Raw genomic sequence first — 21,403 nt, forward strand, 5'->3', positions numbered from 1 at the left:
CCATCAAAAGAGATAATCCGCCCACGATACCCCCGGCGCTAGAATCCGGGGCGACGACTTTGGGGGACCCGCACGTGTTGAACGATGTTCTGACCCGGCCTGTGCCACAAGATGTCGCGCGCGACGAGCGCGCTCCCGAGGCCCCGGCCGCAGGCTCCTGGACCGCCCCGGTGCTGTCCGCAAGTGGTGACGCGGGGGTCGACCTGCGGGAGTCGATCCGCGCCAAGCTCACCTTCGCGCTGGGCCGCACGCCCGAGACCGCACGCCCGCGCGACTGGTTCGCGGCGACCGCCCTGGCCCTGCGCGAGCGGATCGTGGCGGCCGCCCTGGCCGCCGAGCGCAGCGTGCCGAACAAGCGCGTCTACTATCTGTCGCTGGAATTCCTCATCGGCCGGCTGATGTCGGACGCGATGAACAACCTGGGCCTGACCGAGACCACCCGCGCCGCCCTGCGGGAACTCGGGGTCGACCTCGACGCCGTGCAGGAGGCCGAGCCCGACGCGGCTCTGGGCAATGGCGGCCTCGGGCGGCTGGCCGCCTGCTTCATGGAGAGCATGGCGAGCATCGGCATCCCGGCCATGGGCTACGGGATCCGCTACGACCACGGCCTGTTCCGCCAGTCCTTTGAGGACGGCTGGCAGCGCGAGGCGCCGGAGACCTGGCTCGCCGAGGGCAATCCCTGGGAATTCGCCCGGCCCGAGGCGACCTATGCCATCGGCTTCGGCGGCACCGTGACCATGTCCTCCGCGGAGGAGGGGGTGATCCGGCGGCACTGGCAGCCGGCCGAGACCGTGCGGGCGGTGGCCCACGACGTGCCGGTGGTCGGCTGGCGCGGGCGCCACGTCAACGCCCTGCGCCTGTGGAAGGCCGAGGCCGGCGAGCCCGTGGACCTCGCCCGGTTCAACGGCGGCGACCATGTCGGCGCGGTGGCGGCGCGGATGCGCGCCGAGGCGATCTCCCGGGTGCTCTATCCGAGCGATTCCTCGGCCGAGGGCCAGGAGTTGCGCCTGCGCCAGGAATACTTCTTCACCGCGGCCTCGATCCAGGATCTCGTGGCCCGCCACGTGGCCGAGCGCGGCGACGTCCGGTCCCTGCCGGACCACGCCGCGATCCAGCTCAACGACACGCACCCGGCCATCGCGGTGCCGGAGCTGATGCGCATCCTGATCGACGCGCACGGCCTCTCCTGGGAGGATGCGTGGCACGTCACCACGCACACGCTGCACTACACGAACCACACCCTCCTGCCCGAGGCGCTGGAGACCTGGCCGGTGGAGCTGATGGAGCGGCTGCTGCCGCGCCACATGCAGATCATCTACCTGATCAACTGGATGCATCTGGAGGAGCAGGCCAAGCACGCCCGCCAGGACACCGCCTCCGACAACGCCGCCTACCTCGCCTCGATCTCGCTGATCGACGAGTCGCACGGGCGGCGGGTGCGCATGGGGCATCTCGCCTTCCATGGCGCGCGCCGGGTCAACGGCGTCTCGGCGCTCCACACCGACCTGATGCGCTCGACGGTCTTCTCCGACCTGCACGCCCTCGACACGGACAAGATCGTCAACAAGACCAACGGCATCACCTTCCGCCGCTGGTTCCACAACGCCAATCCCGGCCTCACCCGGCTCGCCGTGGAGACGGTGGGCGCCGGCGTGCTGGACAATCCCGAGCTGCTGCGGGGCCTGGAAGCCCATGCCGAGGACCCGGTCTTCGTGGCGCGCTACGCGGCCGTGCGCCGGGAGCGCAAGGAGGCCCTGGCCGACCTCATCGCCGAGCGCACCGGCATCGACGTCGATCCGGCCGCGCTGTTCGACGTGCAGGTCAAGCGCATCCACGAGTACAAGCGCCAGCTTCTCAACATCCTCGAGACCGTGGCGCTCTATCAGGCGATCAAGGCCGAGCCGCACCGGGACTGGACGCCCCGGGTGAAGATCTTCGCCGGCAAGGCGGCGCCGAGCTACGTCCAGGCCAAGCTGATCATCAAGCTCGCCTGCGACGTCGCCAAGGCGGTCAACGACGATCCCGAGGTCGCGGGCCGGCTGAAGGTGGTGTTCCTGCCGAACTACTCGGTGAGCCTCGCCGAGGCGATCATCCCGGCCGCCGACCTGTCGGAGCAGATCTCCACCGCTGGGCTGGAAGCGTCGGGCACCGGCAACATGAAGTTCGCCCTCAACGGCGCGCTCACGGTGGGCACCCTCGACGGCGCCAACATCGAGATCCGCGACCATGTCGGGGCGGACAACATCTTCATCTTCGGCCTGGAGGCCGACGGGGTGAAGGCCCGGCAGGCCGAGCCGGACTACGCGGCCAAGGCGATCCAGGCCTCGCCGCGGCTGGCGGCGGCCCTCGACATGATCGCCGCGGGGCGGTTCTCGCCGGAGGAGCCGGGCCGGTTCCGGCCGCTCACCGACGACCTGCGCCGGCGCGACCAGTACCTGCTCACCGCCGATTTCGACGATTACTGGCGGGTACAGCGCGCCATCGACGCCGCATGGCGCGATCCGCGCGGCTGGTGGGCGAAGGCGATCCGCAACACCGCCCGCATGGCGTGGTTCTCCTCCGACCGGGCGATGCGCGAATACGCCGAGGAGATCTGGCGGGTCCGCCTGGGCTGAGCCGTCGGCCGCCCGACCCGCTCCCATGCGGAAGCGGGTCGGCGCGGGGCCTGCCCGCTCCGGAAGGCTCCGGCCCTCAGGCGGCGCGAACGCCGACCAGGAAGCGGTCCATCTCCGCCGACAGCCGCTCCGACTGGCGTGACAGGGCCGTGGCGGCCGCGAGCACGTGATCGGCCGCCACGCCCGTGCGCTCCGAGGCCTCGGCCACCCCGACGATGGTGCCGGTCACCGCCGTGGCACCCCGGGTCGCGTGGGCGATGTTGCGCACGATCTCCTGGGTCGCCGCGCCCTGCTCCTCCACGGCCGCGGCGATCGCGATCGCCACGCCGTTGATCTCGCGGATCCGGTCGATGATCCCGCCGATCGCGCCGACCGCGGAACCGGTCACGCCCTGGATCCGGCCGATCTGGGCGGCGATCCCGTCGGTCGCCTTGGCGGTCTTCTCGGCCAGGGCCTTCACCTCGGCCGCCACGACCGCGAAGCCGCGCCCGGCCTCGCCGGCGCGCGCCGCCTCGATGGTCGCGTTGAGCGCGAGCAGGTTGGTCTGCTCGGCGACGGACGCGATCAGCCGCACCACGTCGCCGATCTCGGAGGCCGCCTGCTGCAGTTCGGCCACGAGGCCGGCGGTCTGGTCGGCCTCGCCGACCGCCTGCTGCGCGAGGTCGGACGAGCCGCTCGCCTGATGGCCGATCGCCTGGATGGCGCTGCCGAGCCGCTCGGTCGAGGCCGCCACCGCGTTGATGTTGGCCGCCGCCGCCTCGGCCGCCGCCGCCACCGCGCCGGACTGGCTGGCCGTCTCCTGGGCGGTCGTCGTCATCTGGTGGGCGGTGCCCTCCAGTTCTCCCGCGGCCGACGAGACCTGCTCGACGATCCTGGCCACCGCCTCCTCGAAGGTCCGAGCGAGGTCCATCGTGGCCTCCTTGCGCACGGCGGCGGCTTCAGCGTCCGCCCGCCGTCGGCGCTCGGCCTCCGCGGCGGCGTTGCGGGCGACCATGGTCCTGATCGCCTCGACCGCCCGCCCGACCATCCCGATCTCGTCGCCGCGCTGCGCCTCGACGATCGCGGCCTCGACGTCGCCCTGCGCCATGCGCCGCAGGACGGCGACGAGGCGCTGCAGCGGCCGCGTCGCGCCGAAGACGACGATCACCGCGGAGAGGCTCAAGGCGGCGAGCAGGCCCGCCAGGGCGGAGCCGATCAGGACCGTCCGCGCCTGCTCGGCCTCCTGCCGGGACGCGCGCCTCGCCTCGCGGAGGCGGGCCGTCGCCTGCGCCTCGTAATCCTGGGCCGCCCTGTCGAACTGCGCCCGGACCTCACGGCTCGCGACGACGCCGACCTGGATCGCCGCAGACCGGTCGTTCCGGAGGGCGAGGTAGTTGGAGCGGTCGAGCAGGTCGAAATAGTCCCGGGCGATCGCCCCGATCTGGCGCTGCATCGCCGCGATCTCCTCGCGCCGCGAGCCCTCGGCCAGCGTCTCGATGCCGTCGGCCACGGCCTTGACGTCCTCGTCGTAGCGCCTGCGAAAGAGCGGGAGGTCCCCTTCAGGGCGGCCGATGATCAAATTGCGATTCATAAGCGCGGCATCGACGAATTTTTCGCGAACTTTCGCGAATATCTCGAGCCTAGCGAAATAATAATCGACCAGATATATGTTTCTTTCCTCCATATATTTGAGACCCGAAATCGAATAAAATACGACCCCCGCAGTGACGATCACCATGAACACGATGGGCACGGACATTTTTACATGCAGGCTTGCATTCCGTAGAAACCGCATATCGTCCGATCCCTTCCCGAACTCCGAATGTCTCTTAGCATACATCCGCGACAGGGATACACGCGTCGCCACGATCGTCTTGCAAATGGACATCGCCAGAATAACACGCCGAGTATTTTTCCAGACGCAAATACTGATGAATTTGAAGAAATACATCAGCGCCATTGAACCGATCGAGCGGTGTGGGCGCGCGTCCGGGAGCGCCTGGCCGATCCGGGTTGGGGATGGAGCGGTCTCGCCGGCGGGCGCGGGCGGGCGCTGTGAGGCCCGGCGTCTCCTTCACGCCCGGCCCGGGCCGGAATCTCAGGCCCCGCGGACGAGGCCGACCCGCGGCCCGAGGCGGCGCAGGCCGCGCCGCAGCCGGTGCAGCAGGCGCGCGGCGCGCTGGGCGAGGCTCAGCCTGCGCCGGCAGACGACATGCGACACGCGCCCGATCCGCGGGCCCGGATCCGGCGCGCCCTTGCGCAGAGCGATGTCCGGCCGCTCCGCCGATTGCGCGATCGTCAGCGCGCGCGCCGCCGGGAGGGTGACGCTGCGGAACATCGAGCGCGTGTAGTAGGAGAACTCGTCGTAGGCGACGAGATCGTGCCCCCGTCCCTTCGCCGGGTCCTGGACCGTCAGCGTGCCCGCCTGGGGGCCGTAGGTCACGAGGAGACCGATCACGTCGCGGGGCCGCCCGAGGGGGACGGTGACGCGGGTGCCCTCGGGAATCTCCAGGAAGTCCAGCGGGATGCCGTTGCGGCGCAGGGCGAACCCGCAGGTCAGACCGGGGAGGGCGCGCAGCGGCACGGCCTCGAACCGGCCCGGCAGGGGCCGGAACCGGTCGATATAGGCGCGGCCCGGGGGCGGCGCGCGCAGGAAGCTGTAGACCAGGGTGCCGTAGAGGTCGGCGCCCACCGGCGTGACGTGGGTCGCATCCGTCAGGAGGTAGGTGATGTCGCCCGCGCCCGCGGCCGCCACCGGGGCGGCGATGTCGAGATAGGGGATCCCGTAGAGGGCGCGGTACTCCGCCAGCAGGCCGGCGACGGGCTCGGCCGCGTAGTCGACGCCGCCCTGGTGGAGGTTGAGGAAGGCGACGGGCAGGTCCCGCCGGGCGGTCGCCGCGAGGATGTCGTCGAGATAGGCCCGCATCGTCGCGCCGTCGAAGTAGCGGACGTTGCCGGTGAACAGCTCGAGGAGGACGCCGTCGCAGGGGAGCGCGTCCAGGATCTCGTCGATCAGGGCGGCGATGGAGGGCAGGGAATGGCCGCCCCAGCCGCTGCGGAGGAAGGTGACCGGACGCCCCTCGGCCTCGGCCAGGGCGTTGGCCCGCTCGACATAGCCCGGCAGCTCCGTGACGCTGTAGCCGAGGCAGAGGACGCGGACCATCGGGGCTCGGATCGGGCTCAGGATCGGCCCCGTGCGGCCGGCCCGGCGCCGGTAGCAGCCGGACGCCGCCGCGTCGAGGCGACGGCGGTCAGTCGATCACGATCGGGTAGCAGCGGGCGCCCACCGCGGCGGCGAGCACCTGCACGGCGCCGACCGTCGAGACGTCGCCCGCCACGTGGACCACGTCGGTGGCGCGCAGGCTCGGCAGGTGGGCGCTGAGCGGGCCGGAGCGCACGTCCGGCGGCCGCTGGCGGCCGCGATCGGCGCAGAGCACGATCCGGCCGACGCCGGTGCGGCGCAGCCAGTCCAGGCTCTCGCGCATGTAGAGGTCCAGGGCGTCGCGGGCGCCGACGGCCAGGGCCATCTCGCGGGCGGGCTCGACGTAGCGGGCCGCCCGGGCGATCGCCCAGATCGCGCCGAAGCCGGCGCCGGCCGCCACCAGCACGAGGCGCCCGCCCCCGGGGCGGTACTGCCCCCGGCCGACCGGCCCCTTGAGGCGCACCGGCTGGTCGAGGCGGAGCGCGTCGAGGGGATCGCCCTCGGGGTCGCGGGCGACGTGGAACACCACGTCGTTGATCTCGGTCGTGCCGTCGACCCGCAGGGTCGGGGACAGCGTCAGGGTGGGCAGCCCCGCGAAGGTCACCAGCGCCTGGTGGCCCGGCTCGCCGGTGGGGCGCCGGGTCAGGGTCGCGACGACCTCGAGGATTCCGGGGCTGAGCCGGCGGATTTCCGTGACCGTGCCCTTGCGGACGGCCACGGGCGGCGGCGCCGCCGCCTCCTGGCCCTGGATCGGGGCGCCGGGAAGGGCCGGGCGCAGGGCCTCGGCCCTGGCCCGGCGGGCCGGATGACGGCGACCGGACGGTGCGGCGCTGCCCTGAGCGAGGCCCTGGCCGGCGAGCAGGTTGCCGGGCTGCGCCTGGAGCGGGGCGATCATGCCCTCGGCCAGCGCGGCCTCCAGCGGCGTATCGCCGGTCGAGACACGCACCGACCGACCGTTGACGACGAGCGAGCAGCGCGCCCCCATGGCTCTCCCCCGCATGCGCTTGTGACGGATCAGCGGGCGCGGATCAGGAGCGAGTCGACCAGGGCCGCCCAGCGCTCGCGGGTCGCGCGGACATCGTCGGTCGGGGCCGAGTCGGTGAGGAGCTGGCGCTGCGCCCGCAGCGACTCGACCTCCTGCCGCTGGGCCCGGAGCACCGCCTTCATCACCTGCAGCTCGGTCTCGAGGCGGGCGATCTCGTCGGCCTCGTCCAGCGCATCCGACGGATCGTCGAAGGCCTCGGGGGATGGATCGGCATGGCGGGGATCGCGGAGCGGCATCCGGGTCCGGGCCTGCTGCTCCAGCCGGACCGGCCGGGCCATCAGGCGGCGCACGAGGTCGGAGCCCCCTGCCTGCTGGTAACGCCGTGCCGCCTCGGCCATCCGACCATCCCCTTCCCGGGCGCTGAAGGGCCCGTCCATCCACAGGAGCTTGGTCGAACATGGTTAAGGGTGGCTTAAGCCGATCGACGGCTTTCGCCGTTTCGGCCTTCAGGCCGCGTCCGCCTGCAGTATCGCGCGGGCGGCCAGCGCGTGGGTCTCCGTCCGGGCCTCCCGGACCTCCGGGGTGAAGTCCGCGCCGAGGCCCTGTTCCAGGGGCCACGGCAGGGGCGCGCCCACCGGCGCGCAGGGGGCGTCCTGCGTGTCGGCCACGGGCCTTGCGTCCGAAGCCTGGAGCGCCGGCGCCCCGGTCTCCGGATGGCTCGGGCTGGCCACCGCCGGCCCGAGCATGGCCGTCGGCGTCTGCTCGGGCCTGTGCGCGGGGAAGCAGGGATGCACCTGCGGGGCGACCTCGAACAGGCGGCCTCAGGACAGGTCGGCCGTCCCGGCGATGGGCCGCACCTTCGCGAAGCCGTCCCGCACGAGCCTGACGTGGTCCGGAGGCATCGCATCCCCGGCCGCGATGGTGTCGGTGGCCGGCAGCACAGCTGTCGGCCCCGCAGGAGGGATCTCAGGCCGCCTCAGGCGCCGCGCCGACGATCTGGCGGGCCTGCAGCATGGTCATCGGCTCGCCGAAGGCGGGGCCCAGCGCGTATTCGCAGCCGAGCCCGGCCAGCGCCTGGGCGTCGGCTTCCGATTCGCAGCCCTCCGCCACGATGGCGAGGTTCAATTCGCTCGCCATGCGAACGATAGAGCGCAGGATCGCGGTCTGCCCGGTGCCGATCTGGCGCACGAAGGTCGCGTCGACCTTGATCGTGTCGAAGGGGAAGCGCTGGAGATAGGAGAGCGCCGAGTAGCCGGTGCCGAAATCCGACAGGCACAGGCCGGCGCCGAGGTCGTGGATCCGGGCCAGCATCTGCGCGGCGTATTCCGGATTCTCCATCACGAGGCTCTCGCTGAATTCCAGCTTGAGCGAGCCGGGCAGGGCCCCGGAGCGGGCCAGCACGGTCTTCACGTCGTGCAGGAGGTCGTGGCGCAGGAGTTGGCGCGAGGACAGGTTGCAAGCCGCGAAGATCGGCGGCTCGACCTCCAGGGAGCGCTGCCAGGCGGCGAGTTCCAGCGCGGTGCGCTCCAGGGCGAAGATGCCGAGATTGACCACGAAGCCGCTCTCCTCGGCGAGCGGCATGAAGGTCGAGGCCGGGATGCGGCCGAGCTTCGGATGGTCCCAGCGCAGGACGGTCTCGAACCCCGCCACCGTGCGGTCCTCGAGGCGGACCACCGGCAGGAACAGCACCCGCAATTCGTTGCGCTCGATCGCCTTGCGCAGGTCGCTCTCCAGCATCAGCCGGTCGGAGCGGTCGGTGCGCATATGGGCGCGGAACACCTCGATGCGGTCGCCGCCGTTGCGCTTGGCCTGGATCATGGCGATCTCGGCGCTCTTGAACACCTCGTCGCGCTTCAGGTTGGCGCCGGCCTCGTAGAGGGCGAGCCCGATCGAGACGGTCAGAAAGATCTCCCGGTCCGCGTAGGTGATCGGCGTGGCGATCGCCCGGCGGATCATCTCGGCGAAGGCCAGGATCCGGTCAGGGTCGCGCTCCGACAGGAGGATCACCGCGAACTCGTCGCCCGCGACCCGGGCCAGGGTGTCCTGCGGCCGCAGCAGCCGGCCGAGCCGGCGCGACAGGGTCAGCAGGATCGAATCGCCGGCCGACAGGCCGATGGCGTCGTTGATGCCCTTGAACCGGTCGACGTCGAGCACGATCACGGTGGGCTTGAGGCGCTGGTCCTGCCCGGCGAAGGCGAGCGCCGCATCGAGCCGATCGCCGAACAATTCGCGGTTCGGCAGGCCGGTGAGGCTGTCGTGCACGGCGTCGTGGAGCAGGCGCTCCTCGGCGGTCTTCACCTCGGTGACGTCCGCGATGGTGCCGACCACCCGAATCACCTCGCCGTCGGCGCCGATCACGGGCCGCGCCTTCAGCCGGTACCAGAAGAACGCGCCGGCCTCCGAGCGCAGGCGGAAATCGTGGACGATGCGGCCACGCCGCTCCTCGATCACCGTGTCGAGGGCCGCCGAGTAGCGCTCCACGTCGAAGGGGTGGAGCGCGCCGAGCCAGTTGGTGGCCGGTCCCTCCAGCGTCCCCCGGGCGAGGCCGAGCTGGCCCTCGATCTCGGGGCCGACGAAGACCCGGTCGGCGGGCACGTCCCAGTCGAACACCACGTCGCCGGCGCCGGTCAGCGCCAGCGCGCGCCGCTCCGTGTCGGACACGAGGGCGTGGCTGAGCCCGCCCCCCGCGAAGGCGTGCTGGAGCACCGTGAAGCCGATCAGCATCACGATCAGCACGAGGCCGCCGATCAGCGCCGGCTGCACGAGGTCGCTGCCGATCTGGCCGGTGACCGCGAAGCCCGCCGCCGTCACCCAGACGACGAGGAGCAGCCAGGTCGGCACCAGCAGGATGGCGCGGTCGTAGCCGTTATGGGCGGCGAGGTAGACGATCAGCAGCAGGCCGATGCCGGCCACCGCCGCGATGGAGATCCGGGCCACGCCCGCCGCCACCGGCGGGTCGAACACCGCGAGCCCCACGAGGCCGGCCAGGAAGGCGAGCCAGAAGAACGCCACATGGCTGTAGCGCACGTGCCAGCGGGCGAGGTTGAGATAGGCGAACAGGAAGACCAGCAGCGTCGCCCCGAGCACCGCCTCCGCGGAGGCCCGGTAGACCCGCTCGGCCAGTTCGGTGACCGGGAAGACCCGCTGCAGGAAGCCGAAATCGATGCAGGCATAGGCGAGCACCGACCACGCGAGCGCGGCGGCGGCCGGGAAGATGATCGCGCCCTTGACCACGAACACGATGGTCAGGAACAGGGCCAGCAGGCCGCTGATCCCGATGATGATGCCCTTGTAGAGGGTCAGGCCTGCGGCCTTCCGGCGGTAGGCGTCCTGGTCCCAGAGGCGGAGCTGGGGGACGTTGGAGCCGCGCAGTTCGGCCACGTAGGTGACGGTGGCGCCGGGATCCAGCGTGATGGTGAACTGGTCGGCTTCCGGGTTCTCGTCGCGCTCCGGGCGGATGCCCTGGCTCGCCGTGATGGCGGCGATCCGCGAGCCGCCGAGATCGGGCCAGATCACCCCGGAATCCACCAGCCGGAAATGCGGGGCGACGAGGATGCGGTCGATCTGCTCGTCGGTGTCGTTGGTGAGCGCGAACACGATCCAGTCGGGCCGGGCGCCGGCGTCGCGGGCCTTCACGACGATGCGGCGGACGATGCCGTCCTTGCCGGGCGCCGTGGAGATCTGGATCAGGTCGCCGTCGGAGCGGTAGCGCTCGATCGCGGTGGTCAGGTCGATCACCGGCGCGTCGAGGGTGACGCGGACCGCTTCCACGGCCCGGGCCGGCCCCCCCAGCGCGAGGGCACCGACGAGACCGCCGACCAGGGACAGGAGGAGGGCGAGGATGCGCAAGGGTGTCTTGACTTCCGGCCGTGCGAGGTTCGGCGTCAGCCGCCCGGGCGGCCTTGATCGATAGGGGTGGGCCTCACCTGGGGCAAGGTCGCCCCGGGGCCGGTCCACCGCCCGCGGATCGCGCCCCTTTGCGGCCAAATCAAGTTGGGCGGGGCGGGGGGCGGCTCCGCGGCAGGATTCTGAGCGTCTCGGAACCGGTCCATTCCACACGCCCCCGCAGCCTGCGGTGCCCGCGTCGGCGGGCGCCTCGGGATGCGGGGGAGCCGGATCCCTGTTCGCGGAGATCCGACCGCCTCTCAGGCCGCTCGGAGCGCACCCGCGATCTTGTCGAGGGCGGGCAGCTTGCGGATCGGGCCGATCGCCGCCAGCGTCGGCGTGCCCTGCAGCATCGCGGCCGCCGCGGCCCGGACATCCGCCACCGTGACGGCGTCGACCTTGTCGATCACCTCTCCGGCGGGGATCACCCGGCCCCAGGCCAGGATCTGGCGGGCGTTGCGCTCGATGCGCCCGCCCGGCGTCTCCAGCGCCGAGAGCAGCGAGACCTTGAGCTGCGCCTTGGCGCGGGCGATCTCGACGGCGTCGAGGTCGCGGGCCGCCCGGGCGGTGGCCGCCAGCGTCACGTCGACGAGTTCGGGCAGGTCCGCCCCGGCGGTGCCGGCGCCGATCCCGAACAGGCCGCAATCCGAGAAGGGCCAGTGGAAGGCCTGGATCTCGTAGGCGAGGCCGCGGGTCTCGCGCACCTCCTGCCAGAGCCGCGAGGTCAGGCCGCCGCCCAGCACCTGCGCGAACATGTGCAGCGCGTAGTAGCGGTCGTCCCGGAAGGAGAGGCCCGGCAGGCCGATCACCACGTTGGCCTGCTCGAGCTTGCGCGGCATCCGCCGCTCGCCGCCGCCGTAGACGCCCGGCACGGAGGCGGGGGCGGATTTGGCGGGCCGCCCCCCGAAATGGCGCTCGGCCGCCGCCACGATCGCCTCGTGGGTCACGGCGCCGGCGCCGGCGACGACGATGCGGTCCGGCGTGTATTCCCGGTCGAGATAGGCGCGGATGCCGGCCTCGTCGAAGCTCCGAATCGTCTCGGGCCGCCCGAGGATCGGCCGGCCGACCGGCTGGTCCGGGAAGGCGGCCTCCGTGAACGCGTCGTAGACCACGTCGTCGGGGGTGTCCTCGACGGCGGCGTATTCCTGCAGGATCACGCCCTTCTCCCGGGCGAGCTCGCCCGCGTCGAACACCGAATCGGTGAGGATGTCGCCGATCACGTCCAGGGCGAGGCCGGCATCCTCGCCCAGGACCCGGGCGGTGTAGCTCGTCCCCTCCGTGGAGGTGGCGGCGTTGATCTCGCCGCCGACATTCTCGATCTCCTCGGCGATCTTCTGCGCCGAGCGCGTCCGCGTCCCCTTGAACGCCATGTGCTCGATGAGGTGGGACAGGCCGGCCTCGTCGGCGCGCTCGTTGCGCGAGCCGGCCCCGACCCAGACGCCGAGGCTGGCGGTGGCGACCCCGGGCATCGGCTCGGTGACCACCGTGACGCCGTTGTCGAGCCGCGTGGTGCGCAGGGACGGCGAGGCGGCGTGCGTGGAGAAGTGCTGGTTCATCGACGGCTCGTCGCGAAGGGGGCCGGATCGGGCGCGGGTCGCCTCTCCCGTGCGGGAGAGGGACAGGGTGAGGGGTGCGACCTCTCCGGACGGTTCTCGACCCTCACCCCAACCCTCTCCCGCTCGGGAGAGGGGGCTCGTCGCGCGACTCGCGCCAAGCTCACGCCCCCCTCGTGATGCGGGCGCGCTCGCGGATGAGCGTCTCCAGAGCGGCCTGGTCGTTGGCCACCCGGGTCAGGCGCTCGGGCCGGTCCATCAGGTCGGCGAGGTGCGGGGGCAGGGCGGGGCGCAGGCCGCCCGTGGCCTTGGCGACCGCATCCGGGAATTTGGCGGGATGCGCGGTGGCGAGCGCCACCACGGGGGTCGCCGGATCCTGCTCCAGGAGCCGCCGCCCGGCCCGCACGCCGATGGCGCTGTGGGGGTCGAGCACCACCCCGGTGGCGGCCTGGGTCAGGGCGATTTCTTCCATCACGTCAGGCTCCGGCACCGCGACGGCGTCGAAGTCCGAGCGGACCGTGGCGAGAACCTCGGGGCTCAGCGAGAACCCGCCGGACTGCTTCAGCCCCGCCATCAGCCGCGACAGGGAGGAGGAATCGCGCCCCAGCGCCTCGAACAGCAGCCGCTCGAAGTTCGACGAGATCTGGATGTCCATGGAGGGCGAGGTGGTGGGCACCACGCCGCGCAGCTCGTAGGCGCCGTGCTCCAGGGTGCGCACCAGGATGTCGTTGGCGTTGGTGCCGATCATCAGCCGCCCGACCGGCAGGCCCATCTGCTTGGCGACCCAGCCGGCGAGCACGTCGCCGAAATTGCCGGTGGGCACCGCGAAGGAGACCGGGCGGTGCGGCGAGCCCAGCGCCACCGCGCTGGTGAAGTAGTAGACCGCCTGCGCGGCGACCCGGGCCCAGTTGATCGAGTTGACGCCCGACAGCCGCACCGCGTCGGCGAAATCGGCGTGCTGGAACAGGGCTTTGACGAGGTTCTGGCAATCGTCGAACGTGCCGTCGACGGCCAGCGCGTGGACGTTCTGCGTCGGCACCGAGGTCATCTGCCGCCGCTGGACCTCCGAGACCCGCCCGTGCGGGTAGAGGATGAACACGTCGACCCGGTCGAGGCCGCCGAAGGCCTCCACGGCGGCCGAGCCGGTATCGCCCGAGGTCGCGCCCACGATGGTGGCACGGGCGCCGCGCTGGGTCAGCACGTGGTCCATGAGCCGCCCGAGCAGCTGCATCGCCACGTCCTTGAAGGCGAGCGTCGGCCCGTGGAAGAGCTCCAGCAGGAACAGGTTGTCGTCGAGCTGGGTCAGCGGGCAGACCGCCGGGTGGCGGAACGTCGCGTAGGCCGCGTCGATCATCCGGTCGAGGTCCGGACCGGCGACGTCGCCGTCGATCAGCGGGCGCAGCACGCACTTGGCGGCCTCCGCGTAGGGGCGGCCCGCCAGGGCGGCGATCTCCGGACGGCCGATCTGCGGCCAGGTCTGCGGCACGTAGAGCCCGCCGTCGCGGGCCAAGCCCGCCAGGAGCGCGTCCGAGAAGGAGAGCGGCGCGGCCGCGCCGCGAGTCGAGACGTGGAGCACAGGGTCCTCCGAGGGAAGGCGCTCCCTCTACACGATGCGGGCGGGCCTGTCGAAAGCTCCGGACGACGCGGCCGGTCCGCCCGGGGGGCCCGGCCTTTAACCGGGGCTGAACGGGCCGGTTCAGGGCCGGTTTCCCGGGTACGCCCTAGAGCCGGCGCACCCCGCGGCGCCCCAGCCGGCGGGGCGGATCGAGCCTCGGAGAGAGCCGACATGACCCGACTCATCGCCCTCGCGGGTGCCGCGGCGCTGCTGTGCGGCACCGCCGCCTTCGCGCAGGCCCCACCGCCGCCGCCCGGCGGCCCGCGGCCCGGGCCCGAGGCCGGCGCGCCACCCCCGCCGCCCGGCGACCCGAGGCGCGGCCCCGGGCCCGACGGGCCCCCGCCGCCACCTCCGCCGCCGCCGCCGTCGCGGGCCGCCCATATCGTGCTGGAGCGCGGCGACGCGCGCCTCGACGTGAAATGCGCCGACGACGATTCGACGAAGGCCTGCGCCGACGTCGCCCTGCAGATGCTCGACAGACTCGCGGCGTTCCGGCCCTGAGGCCGACAGGCCCGTGCCCGCCGCGACGGTGGCGGGCACCCCTCAGGCGCGCGCGCCGGGTGCCTTGACCAGGCGGCAGCCGGTGATGCGCCACTGCCCGTCCGCGTCCCGGGCGAGGCTGTACTCGGCCGTCCAGTCGATGCCGTACTCGTCCTGGATCGCCACCGACTGGACCACGCCCGCCTCGTCCGTGTCCCGCGCCTCGCCGAACACGAAGCTGCGGTGGCGGTAGACCGGACGATACTGGTTACGGACCATGCCGATGAACAGGTCGGCATTCGGGAACAGGTCCCGGATCCCCGGCGCGGCCTGCTCGTAGGCGGTCTGCGCGTCGTCGCGGCCCAGCGCCTGCTCCTGCTTGGCGATCACCGCCCGGGCCGCCGCGCGCGCCGTCTCGTCGGCCACCGCCGGTCCCGCGAGGCCGAGGACGAGGAGCAGGACGGGCCACACGCGCATCGATGTCACTCCGGCAGGGTCGGATCGAGATTTATCATTGTCGTATGAAGATGGTCTCCGCTCCGTCGACGGCAATCGACGCCCGACATCGCCGGTAATCTTGCCGCACGAAAGCTTGTCTCGGCGGGTCGGCGCGGCCGGACGGGACGCGCGCACGGGTTGAGCAGACATCGCGCCTCGGTTGTGCAAGCCGCTGGAAAGATAGGCATTTTCGCGCCGCATGGGCGCCGCGGGTTTGACCCTCCGCCGCGGTTTTGCGAGCCTCCGCGCGTCGACTCGGTTCCGGCGGAACCGACCGGACGGAGCGTGGGACGATGATGCAGAGCCATGCGGACGATCGCGCCGGCCCCCGAACCGGGCCGCCCTTGGACGCGATCCCGGACGCGGCCGCTCCGGACCGTGGAGCCGGGCCGGTGCCCGGAGCGGGGCCGGCGCCCGGAGCCGGGCCGGCCATGAGCGTCGGGGTGTTCATTCCGATCGGCAACAACGGCTGGCTGCTCTCGGAGAACGCCCCGCAGTACCGCCCGAGCTTCGCGCTCAACAAGGCGGTCACCCTGAAGGCGGAGGGCTACGGCCTCGACTTCGCCCTGTCGATGATCAAGCTGCGCGGCTTCGGCGGCAGGACCGAGTTCTGGGACCACAACCTCGAATCCTTCACCCTGATGGCAGGGCTCGCCGCCGTCACCACCCGGATCCGGCTGTTCGCCACCGCGGCGACCCTGTGCCTGCCGCCCGCCATCGTCGCCCGCATGGCCGCGACCATCGATTCGATCTCGGACGGGCGCTTCGGCCTGAACCTCATCACCGGCTGGCAGAAGCCGGAATACGACCAGATGGGCCTCTGGCCCGGGGATGAGTATTTTGCCAAGCGTTACGACTATTTAGCGGAGTATGCTCAGATTCTGCGCGATCTGTGGGAGACGGGTGTCAGCGACCGCAAGGGCGCGTTCTTCCAGATGAACGATTGCCGGCTGAGCCCCCGTCCGCAGGCCCCCATGAAGATCATCTGCGCCGGCCAGAGCGGCGCCGGCCTGGCCTTCACGGCCCAGTACGCGGACTACAATTTCTGCTTGGGGAAGGGGCTCAACACGCCGACCGCCTTCGCCCCCGTGGTGGAGAAGCTGGCGGAGGCCAGCGCGCGGACCGGGCGGCGGGTGACGGCCTTCGCCCTGTTCATGATCATCGCCGACGAGACCGACGAGGCGGCGATGGCCACCTGGGCGCACTACAAGGCGGGTGCGGATTCCGAGGCGATCGCGTGGCTCGGCCTACAGGGCGCGGCCGACACCAAGTCCGGCGGCGACACCAACGTGCGCCAGCTCGCCGACCCGGCCTCGGCGGTGAACCTCAACATGGGCACCCTGGTGGGCAGCTACGCCGGCGTGGCCGCGATGCTCGACGCCGTCATGACCATCGACGGGGTGGAGGGCGTGCTGCTGGTCTTCGACGACTTCCTCAAGGGCCTCGACGCGTTCGGGACGCGGATCCAGCCGCTGATGCGGTCGCGCCGGCACGTGACGGCGGCGCCGCTGCCCGAGGTGGCCTGATGGACGCCCCCGCCGGATATCGCGACCCGAACGGCCGCCACGGCGGCGTCATCCTGCCGGCCCGCCCGGAGCCGATCGCCTTCGATCCCGCGACCACGGTCCTGATCGTCGTGGACGTCCAGAACGCCTATGCCAGCCCGGGCGGCTACCTCGACCGGGCCGGCTTCGACGTGTCGGGCACGGGCCCGGTGATCGCCCGGATCGCCCGGGCGGTGGCGGCGGCCCGGGCCGCCGGCATCCCGGTCCTGTGGTTCCAGAACGGCTGGGACCCGGCCTATGTCGAGGCCGGAGGCCCGGGCTCGCCGAACTGGCACAAATCCAACGCCCTCAAGACGATGCGCCGGAATCCTGAAGCGAACACGCAGCTTCTCGCCAAGGGATCCTGGGACTACGCGCTGGTGGACGCCCTGAGGCCGGAGCCCGGCGATATCGTGATGGGCAAGCCGCGCTACAGCGGTTTCTACAACACGCCCCTCGACAGCACCCTGCGGGCCCGGGGCGTGACCACGCTGGTCTTCACCGGCATCGCCACCAACGTCTGCGTCGAGTCGACCCTGCGGGACGGGTTCCACCGGGAGTATTTCGGGATCGTGCTGGCCGACGCCACGCACCAGGCCGGGCCGGAGAGCCTGCACCACGCGGCGCTCGCCAATATCGAGACCTTCTTCGGCTGGGTCTCGGACGTCCCCGCCTTCGAGAGGGCCCTCGGGGCGCCTTCACCCGCTGCGGTTGACGCTGCCGGCGTCGACCTGGCCGGATAAGTGCATCGCGCACCCGGCCGGTGACCGGCAGGGTGCCCGAACGCCGCCGCGCTGCGGCCTCCCGCGCAGCCTGCAAGGGCCGGCCGACAGGTCGCGTGCGGGAGGCGCAGGGGAATGCCCAAGCAGGTCGTGATACCGCCGGGAACCGGCAAGCCGCTGGCCCCCTACGTGCCGGGCACGCTGGCCGACGGGGTCCTGTACGTCTCGGGCACGCTGCCGCTGGATGCGGATGCCCAGGTGGTCCATGTCGGCGATGCGGCGGCCCAGACCCGCCACGTGCTGGAGACCATCAAGGGTGTGGTGGAGGCCGCGGGCGGCACGATGGCCGACGTCACCTTCAACCACGTCTTCCTGGCGGACTGGGCCGACTATGCGGCGATCAACGCCGTCTACGCGGAGTATTTTCCGGGCGAGAAACCGGCGCGCTACTGCATTCAGTGCGGCCTCGTGAAGCCCGAGGCCCGCGTGGAGATCGCCTCCGTCGCCCATATCGGCCGCTGATGGCCAGGCGCGCGGCGGGGGCGGCCTCCCTCCATCACGCGGTGGCGGGCCCGGCGGACGGGCGGCCGGTGCTGCTCTCGCCGGGGCTCGGCGGCGGGGCCGGCTATTTCGCGCCGCAGATGGCGGCCCTGACCGCGCGGTTCCGGGTCGTCACCTACGACCATCGCGGCACCGGGCGCTCGCCCGGCCCCCTCGGGCCGGACCACGACATCCCCGCCATGGCGCGGGACGCGTGCGCGGTGCTGGACGAAGCCGGGATCGATCGGGCGGACGTGGTCGGCCACGCCCTGGGCGGCCTGATCGCCCTCCAGATGGCGCTGGACGCGCCCGACCGGGTCGGGCGGATCGTGGTGATCAACGGCTGGGACGCCCTGGACCCGGCCACGCGCCGCTGCTTCGCGGCCCGCCGGGCGATCCTGGCGGGGGGCGGCCCGGAGGCCTTCGTGCGGGCCCAGGCGATCTTCCTGTACCCGGCGCCCTGGCTCTCCGCGCAGGCCGAGCGCGTCGCCCGCGACGAGGCGCAGGCGCTGGCGCATTTCCCCGGCGCCGAGACCGTGCTGGCGCGCATCGCCGCCCTGGAGCGCTTCACGGTGGCGGAGCGTCTCGGATCGATCGGCCACGAGACCCTGGTGATGGCGGCCCGGGACGACGTGCTGGTGCCCTACACGCGGTCCGAGCGGCTGGCGGCGGCGCTGCCCAAGGCCCGGCTCGCCCTCGCCCCCGACGGCGGCCACGCCCACAGCGTCACCCGGCCCGAGGCGTTCAACCGGGCACTCTTGGACTTCCTCGACCGGGACTGAGCGTTTCTCCTAAAGCCGCAGCGCGATCATCGGCAGCGCCACCGCGTCGAGAGCGGCGGCCAGCACCACGAGCAGGGCCGGCCAGCGCAGGGCCGCCGCGGTGCCGATCCGCCCCCGGGCGAAGGCCAGAATCGGCATCGGCGCCAGCGGCAGGAGGTCTCGGATCTGCAGCCCGCCGGGGCCGCCCGCCGGGGCGAGGGCCTGCGCCCCGACCATCAGCCAGAGGCCGAGCAGCGCGCCCCCCGAGAGCCACAGCTGCTCCGCCCGCGGGGGCAGGGGGCCGCGCCGCAGCGCGACCAGCGGCACCAGCAGCGCGACGGCCCAGAGCCCGGAGAGGAAACCGGGCAGCGGGACGGGCAGGGCCATGGGCCCGTGCCCGGCTCCGGCGGGGTGCGGCGTCCCGAGGCTCGCAGCCGAGAGGGCCGGCAGAAGCGCCGGCAGAAGGGCCGGCAAGAGGGCGAGTGCGGCGAGGGGCAGCCGCTCCCGGCAGGTGCGGGCAAGCCGTCCCGGCGGCGGGAACGGCACCAGCAGCATCCCGGCGAGGGGGGCGCAGGCCGGCCGCGCCAGCACCACCAGGGCGATCGCCAGCGTCGCTCCGGCGAGGCGCGCAGGCCTGTACCGGCCCGTCATCGGCCGGGGGCTGAGCAGCGCGGCGGCGAGGGCCGCCAGCGCGAGGACGAGCCCGTCCGGACCGGAGGCGGCCGCGAGGGAGGCCGGCCAGCACAGCAGCGCAAACAGCGCGGCCCGTCCCCGGGTCGCCACGGCCAGGGCGGCGACACCCAGGCTCAGGAACGCGGCGATGCGGGCGAGCCGGACGAAGGCATCGAGGGCGGACGGGGTCTCGCCGGGTAGATCGATCCAGGCCAGCGCGAGGCAGACCGGCAGGCCGAGGCCCAGGAAGGCGCAGGCCCAGAAACGGCCGTCGCCGGCGAAGGTCAGGTTCACGGCCGCATCCGGTGCGGCGCCGCGGCCCCGTCCCGGCCGATGAGGCGGCAGGCGGATGTGCCGGCGGATATGACGGGGCATGTGAGCGGGGATGCGCGGAGGGCGCTTCGGGTCGCGTGCGGCATCGCCATCCCGCTCAGCCGGCCCGCTCAGCCGGCGGCCCGCGCGCGCGCGGACCCCAGGAGGTCCGGCACGAGCCCCGGCAGCGCCGCAGCCAGGAGGCCCGCCGCCCGCAGGACCTCCGCGGCCTCCCCGGGGGAGCGGCGGGCGAGGGCCAGGGCGAGCCGCAGGGGCACCTGCGCGCCGAAGCTCGCCGCCGTCAGGGCGAGGGCCGCGGCGACGCCGTGGTGCTTGCCGGCATAGAGGATCTGGCTGCGCAGGAAGTAGAACAGCCGCCGCGCCCGCACCTGCCGGGTCGTGCCCTGGCCGAGATGGCGGGCGACCGCCCCGGCCACGTGCCGCACGGAAAAGCCCGCCGCCCGGGTTCGGGCGCAGAGGTCGGCATCCTCCCAGTAGACGAAGAAGCGCGGGTCGAAGCCGCCGAGCGTCCGGAACAGGTCGCGGCGGATCATCAGGAAGGCGCCCATCACCTGGTCGACGGCGCGGTCCGCGGCATGGTCCCATTCGAGGAGGAAGTGCGGCCGCAGGAGGCCGAGGCGGTCCAGCGCCAGGGCGCGGCCGAGGAGGCCCAGCGCCGAGGGGGTCCGGGCGCAGGAGCGCGCGGTCCGCCCGTCGGGTTCGACGAGGCGTGCGCCGACGATCCCGGTCCGCGGGTCGGCCATCAGCGCGGCCAGAGCCACGCCGAGCGCGTCGGGCGCGACCTGCGTGTCCGGGTTGAGGAACAGGATCGCGGGGGCGTCGCCGGCGGCGGCGCCCTGGTCGCAGGCCCGGCCGAAGCCGAGATTCGTGGCGTTCCGGATCAGCCGGAGCGGGCGGGGCAGGGCGGGCAGGGTCTCGATGGAGCCGTCCGTCGAGGCGTTGTCCACCACGATGACCTGCACGGCCGCGGCGTCCTGCGCGGCCGCGAGGCTCGCGAGGCAGGCGCGCAGCAGCCCGCCGCCGTTCCAGTTGACGATCACCACGTCGAGGGCAGGGCGGTCGGTCACGGCAGATCCCTCGGCTCATCTCTCGGCTCATCTCTGGGCAGATCCCGGGGCGGCCCGAGGCGCCCGAGGGCGCCGTCGCGGGCGGCCGCGAGGAGCCTGAGCAGCACGGCGGGCCGCCAGCCCGAATCCGCCCAGTACAGCCCGGCCTGGAGCGGCAGGTAGGCGGCCTGGGCGAGCTTCCAGCGCAGCGGCACGTGCGGCAGCCGCCACGCGTAGATCGCGTTGCGCAGATAGGTCCCCATGCGGAACAGGGGCTGGCGCGGCATCGCGATCCCGAAGGCCCGGATCGTCCCGCCGCCGACGCGGTGCGGGATCGCGACGGCGCGGGTCTGGTAGCAGCCGTAGCCGAGGCTCCAGGCGCGAAAGCACCATTCGAGCTCGACCCCGTCGATGAAGAAGTCGCCGCGGAAGGGCCCGACCCGGGCGAAGGCGGCGAGGTCGACGAGCGAGCCCGAAGTCGCCAGGAACTGCACCGGGGCGAGGTCGCCATGCCCCGGCGCGCCGGGACGGGGCGGGTAGGCGGGCGCCTTGTGGCCGGGCGCCGGGGCCGGGGCCGGGCCCACCACCGCCGCCGGGATCCCGGCCGCCCGCAGCCGGTCCTGGGCCGTCAGCAGCGCGGCGGCGAGATCTCCGGGCGGTTCGGCATCCTGGTCGAGGAGGAGGAGGGTCCCGGCGCCCGCGGCCTGGGCGGCCGCGGCGATCCGGTTGAGCGCCTCGGCGATGCCGAGATTCGACCCCTCCGACAGCAGGGTGACGCCGGCCCGGGCGAGGCGCTCCGCCGCCCCGGCCGGGAGGCCGCCATTGTCGAAGGCGATCACCGCCGCGAAGCCGGCCGAGGCCAGGGCGCACACGCGCTCCACCTGTTCCGGACCCGGCCGGAACAGGGTGACCCCGAGCACGAGGCGGCTGAGCCGCGGGTCAGGCACCGGTCGCGTCCCGGCGGCGATCGCGA

At 72.9% G+C, this 21,403-nt stretch carries 18 protein-coding genes; 6 read left to right on the plus strand and 12 right to left on the minus strand.

Annotation, left to right across the window (positions count from 1 at the left end):
- Nucleotides 1-74 precede the first annotated feature (74 nt).
- Nucleotides 75-2,615: a glycogen/starch/alpha-glucan phosphorylase gene (locus tag PQI07_RS23725; protein ID WP_075381880.1), complete on the plus strand. Its 2,541-nt coding sequence runs from the start codon at nucleotides 75-77 to the stop codon at nucleotides 2,613-2,615.
- A 76-nt stretch (nucleotides 2,616-2,691) separates the two neighbouring features.
- Here PQI07_RS23725 and PQI07_RS23730 read toward each other — a convergent pair whose 3' ends face one another.
- The 8 genes from PQI07_RS23730 to thrC all read right to left on the minus strand — a co-directional run bounded on the left by PQI07_RS23730 (nucleotide 2,692) and on the right by thrC (nucleotide 13,795).
- A complete protein-coding gene (locus tag PQI07_RS23730; protein WP_446720968.1) occupies nucleotides 2,692-4,389 on the minus strand; it encodes a methyl-accepting chemotaxis protein in 1,698 nt (565 codons plus the stop codon).
- Nucleotides 4,390-4,692: 303 nt separating this feature from the next.
- Nucleotides 4,693-5,757, minus strand: coding sequence for an SGNH/GDSL hydrolase family protein (locus tag PQI07_RS23735; protein WP_274927542.1), 1,065 nt, complete (start codon nucleotides 5,755-5,757; stop codon nucleotides 4,693-4,695).
- A gap of 88 nt (nucleotides 5,758-5,845) precedes the next feature.
- Entirely contained in the window at nucleotides 5,846-6,781 is a 936-nt protein-coding gene (locus PQI07_RS23740) for a ferredoxin reductase domain-containing protein (RefSeq protein WP_085987674.1), read from the minus strand.
- Between the two features lie 29 nt (nucleotides 6,782-6,810).
- Nucleotides 6,811-7,179, minus strand: a complete 369-nt coding sequence (locus PQI07_RS23745) for a hypothetical protein (protein WP_043352571.1) — start codon at nucleotides 7,177-7,179, stop codon at nucleotides 6,811-6,813.
- A gap of 108 nt (nucleotides 7,180-7,287) precedes the next feature.
- Nucleotides 7,288-7,575, minus strand: a complete 288-nt coding sequence (locus PQI07_RS23750; protein WP_274927543.1) for a globin family protein — start codon at nucleotides 7,573-7,575, stop codon at nucleotides 7,288-7,290.
- Between the two features lie 172 nt (nucleotides 7,576-7,747).
- The gene (locus PQI07_RS23755; protein ID WP_236952982.1) at nucleotides 7,748-10,624 is read right to left on the minus strand and encodes an EAL domain-containing protein; all 2,877 of its coding nucleotides are present in this window, start codon (nucleotides 10,622-10,624) and stop codon (nucleotides 7,748-7,750) included.
- Between the two features lie 302 nt (nucleotides 10,625-10,926).
- Nucleotides 10,927-12,222 carry a M16 family metallopeptidase gene (locus tag PQI07_RS23760; RefSeq protein ID WP_043379741.1) on the minus strand — a complete coding sequence of 432 codons (1,296 nt, stop codon included), beginning with the start codon at nucleotides 12,220-12,222 and terminating at the stop codon, nucleotides 10,927-10,929.
- Nucleotides 12,223-12,382: 160 nt separating this feature from the next.
- Nucleotides 12,383-13,795, minus strand: coding sequence for a threonine synthase (thrC, locus tag PQI07_RS23765; RefSeq protein ID WP_274927544.1), 1,413 nt, complete (start codon nucleotides 13,793-13,795; stop codon nucleotides 12,383-12,385).
- 210 nt (nucleotides 13,796-14,005) lie between these two features.
- Between thrC and PQI07_RS23770 the strand changes: the two genes are divergently transcribed.
- Complete coding sequence (locus PQI07_RS23770) at nucleotides 14,006-14,335, plus strand: hypothetical protein (RefSeq protein ID WP_274927545.1); 330 nt, start codon at nucleotides 14,006-14,008, stop codon at nucleotides 14,333-14,335.
- A 42-nt stretch (nucleotides 14,336-14,377) separates the two neighbouring features.
- Here PQI07_RS23770 and PQI07_RS23775 read toward each other — a convergent pair whose 3' ends face one another.
- Nucleotides 14,378-14,791, minus strand: a complete 414-nt coding sequence (locus PQI07_RS23775) for a DUF4864 domain-containing protein (RefSeq protein WP_053608221.1) — start codon at nucleotides 14,789-14,791, stop codon at nucleotides 14,378-14,380.
- Nucleotides 14,792-15,243: 452 nt separating this feature from the next.
- Between PQI07_RS23775 and rutA the strand changes: the two genes are divergently transcribed.
- The 4 genes from rutA to rutD all read left to right on the plus strand — a co-directional run bounded on the left by rutA (nucleotide 15,244) and on the right by rutD (nucleotide 18,400).
- Nucleotides 15,244-16,338 carry a pyrimidine utilization protein A gene (gene rutA, locus PQI07_RS23780; protein ID WP_043379750.1) on the plus strand — a complete coding sequence of 365 codons (1,095 nt, stop codon included), beginning with the start codon at nucleotides 15,244-15,246 and terminating at the stop codon, nucleotides 16,336-16,338.
- On the plus strand, nucleotides 16,338-17,099 hold the full coding sequence (gene rutB / locus PQI07_RS23785) for a pyrimidine utilization protein B (protein WP_043379752.1): 762 nt from the start codon (nucleotides 16,338-16,340) through the stop codon (nucleotides 17,097-17,099). The genes rutA and rutB overlap by 1 nt, the downstream gene beginning before the upstream one ends.
- Nucleotides 17,100-17,213: 114 nt before the next feature.
- The gene (rutC, locus tag PQI07_RS23790; protein ID WP_043756735.1) at nucleotides 17,214-17,600 is read left to right on the plus strand and encodes a pyrimidine utilization protein C; all 387 of its coding nucleotides are present in this window, start codon (nucleotides 17,214-17,216) and stop codon (nucleotides 17,598-17,600) included.
- Nucleotides 17,600-18,400 carry a pyrimidine utilization protein D gene (gene rutD / locus PQI07_RS23795; RefSeq protein ID WP_043379757.1) on the plus strand — a complete coding sequence of 267 codons (801 nt, stop codon included), beginning with the start codon at nucleotides 17,600-17,602 and terminating at the stop codon, nucleotides 18,398-18,400. The genes rutC and rutD overlap by 1 nt, the downstream gene beginning before the upstream one ends.
- A 9-nt stretch (nucleotides 18,401-18,409) precedes the next feature.
- Here rutD and PQI07_RS23800 read toward each other — a convergent pair whose 3' ends face one another.
- The 3 genes from PQI07_RS23800 to PQI07_RS23810 form a co-directional block, all read right to left on the minus strand.
- Nucleotides 18,410-19,345 carry a hypothetical protein gene (locus PQI07_RS23800; protein ID WP_274927546.1) on the minus strand — a complete coding sequence of 312 codons (936 nt, stop codon included), beginning with the start codon at nucleotides 19,343-19,345 and terminating at the stop codon, nucleotides 18,410-18,412.
- A gap of 149 nt (nucleotides 19,346-19,494) precedes the next feature.
- Nucleotides 19,495-20,451, minus strand: coding sequence for a glycosyltransferase family 2 protein (locus PQI07_RS23805; RefSeq protein WP_274927547.1), 957 nt, complete (start codon nucleotides 20,449-20,451; stop codon nucleotides 19,495-19,497).
- Nucleotides 20,448-21,377 (minus strand): glycosyltransferase family protein, encoded by a 930-nt coding sequence (locus PQI07_RS23810; protein ID WP_274927548.1) that lies wholly within the window; start codon nucleotides 21,375-21,377, stop codon nucleotides 20,448-20,450. Before PQI07_RS23810 ends, PQI07_RS23805 begins: the two co-directional genes overlap by 4 nt.
- Nucleotides 21,378-21,403 lie beyond the last annotated feature (26 nt).

This window comes from Methylobacterium sp. 092160098-2 (genome assembly GCF_028920805.1).
Taxonomy (GTDB): domain Bacteria; phylum Pseudomonadota; class Alphaproteobacteria; order Rhizobiales; family Beijerinckiaceae; genus Methylobacterium; species Methylobacterium fujisawaense.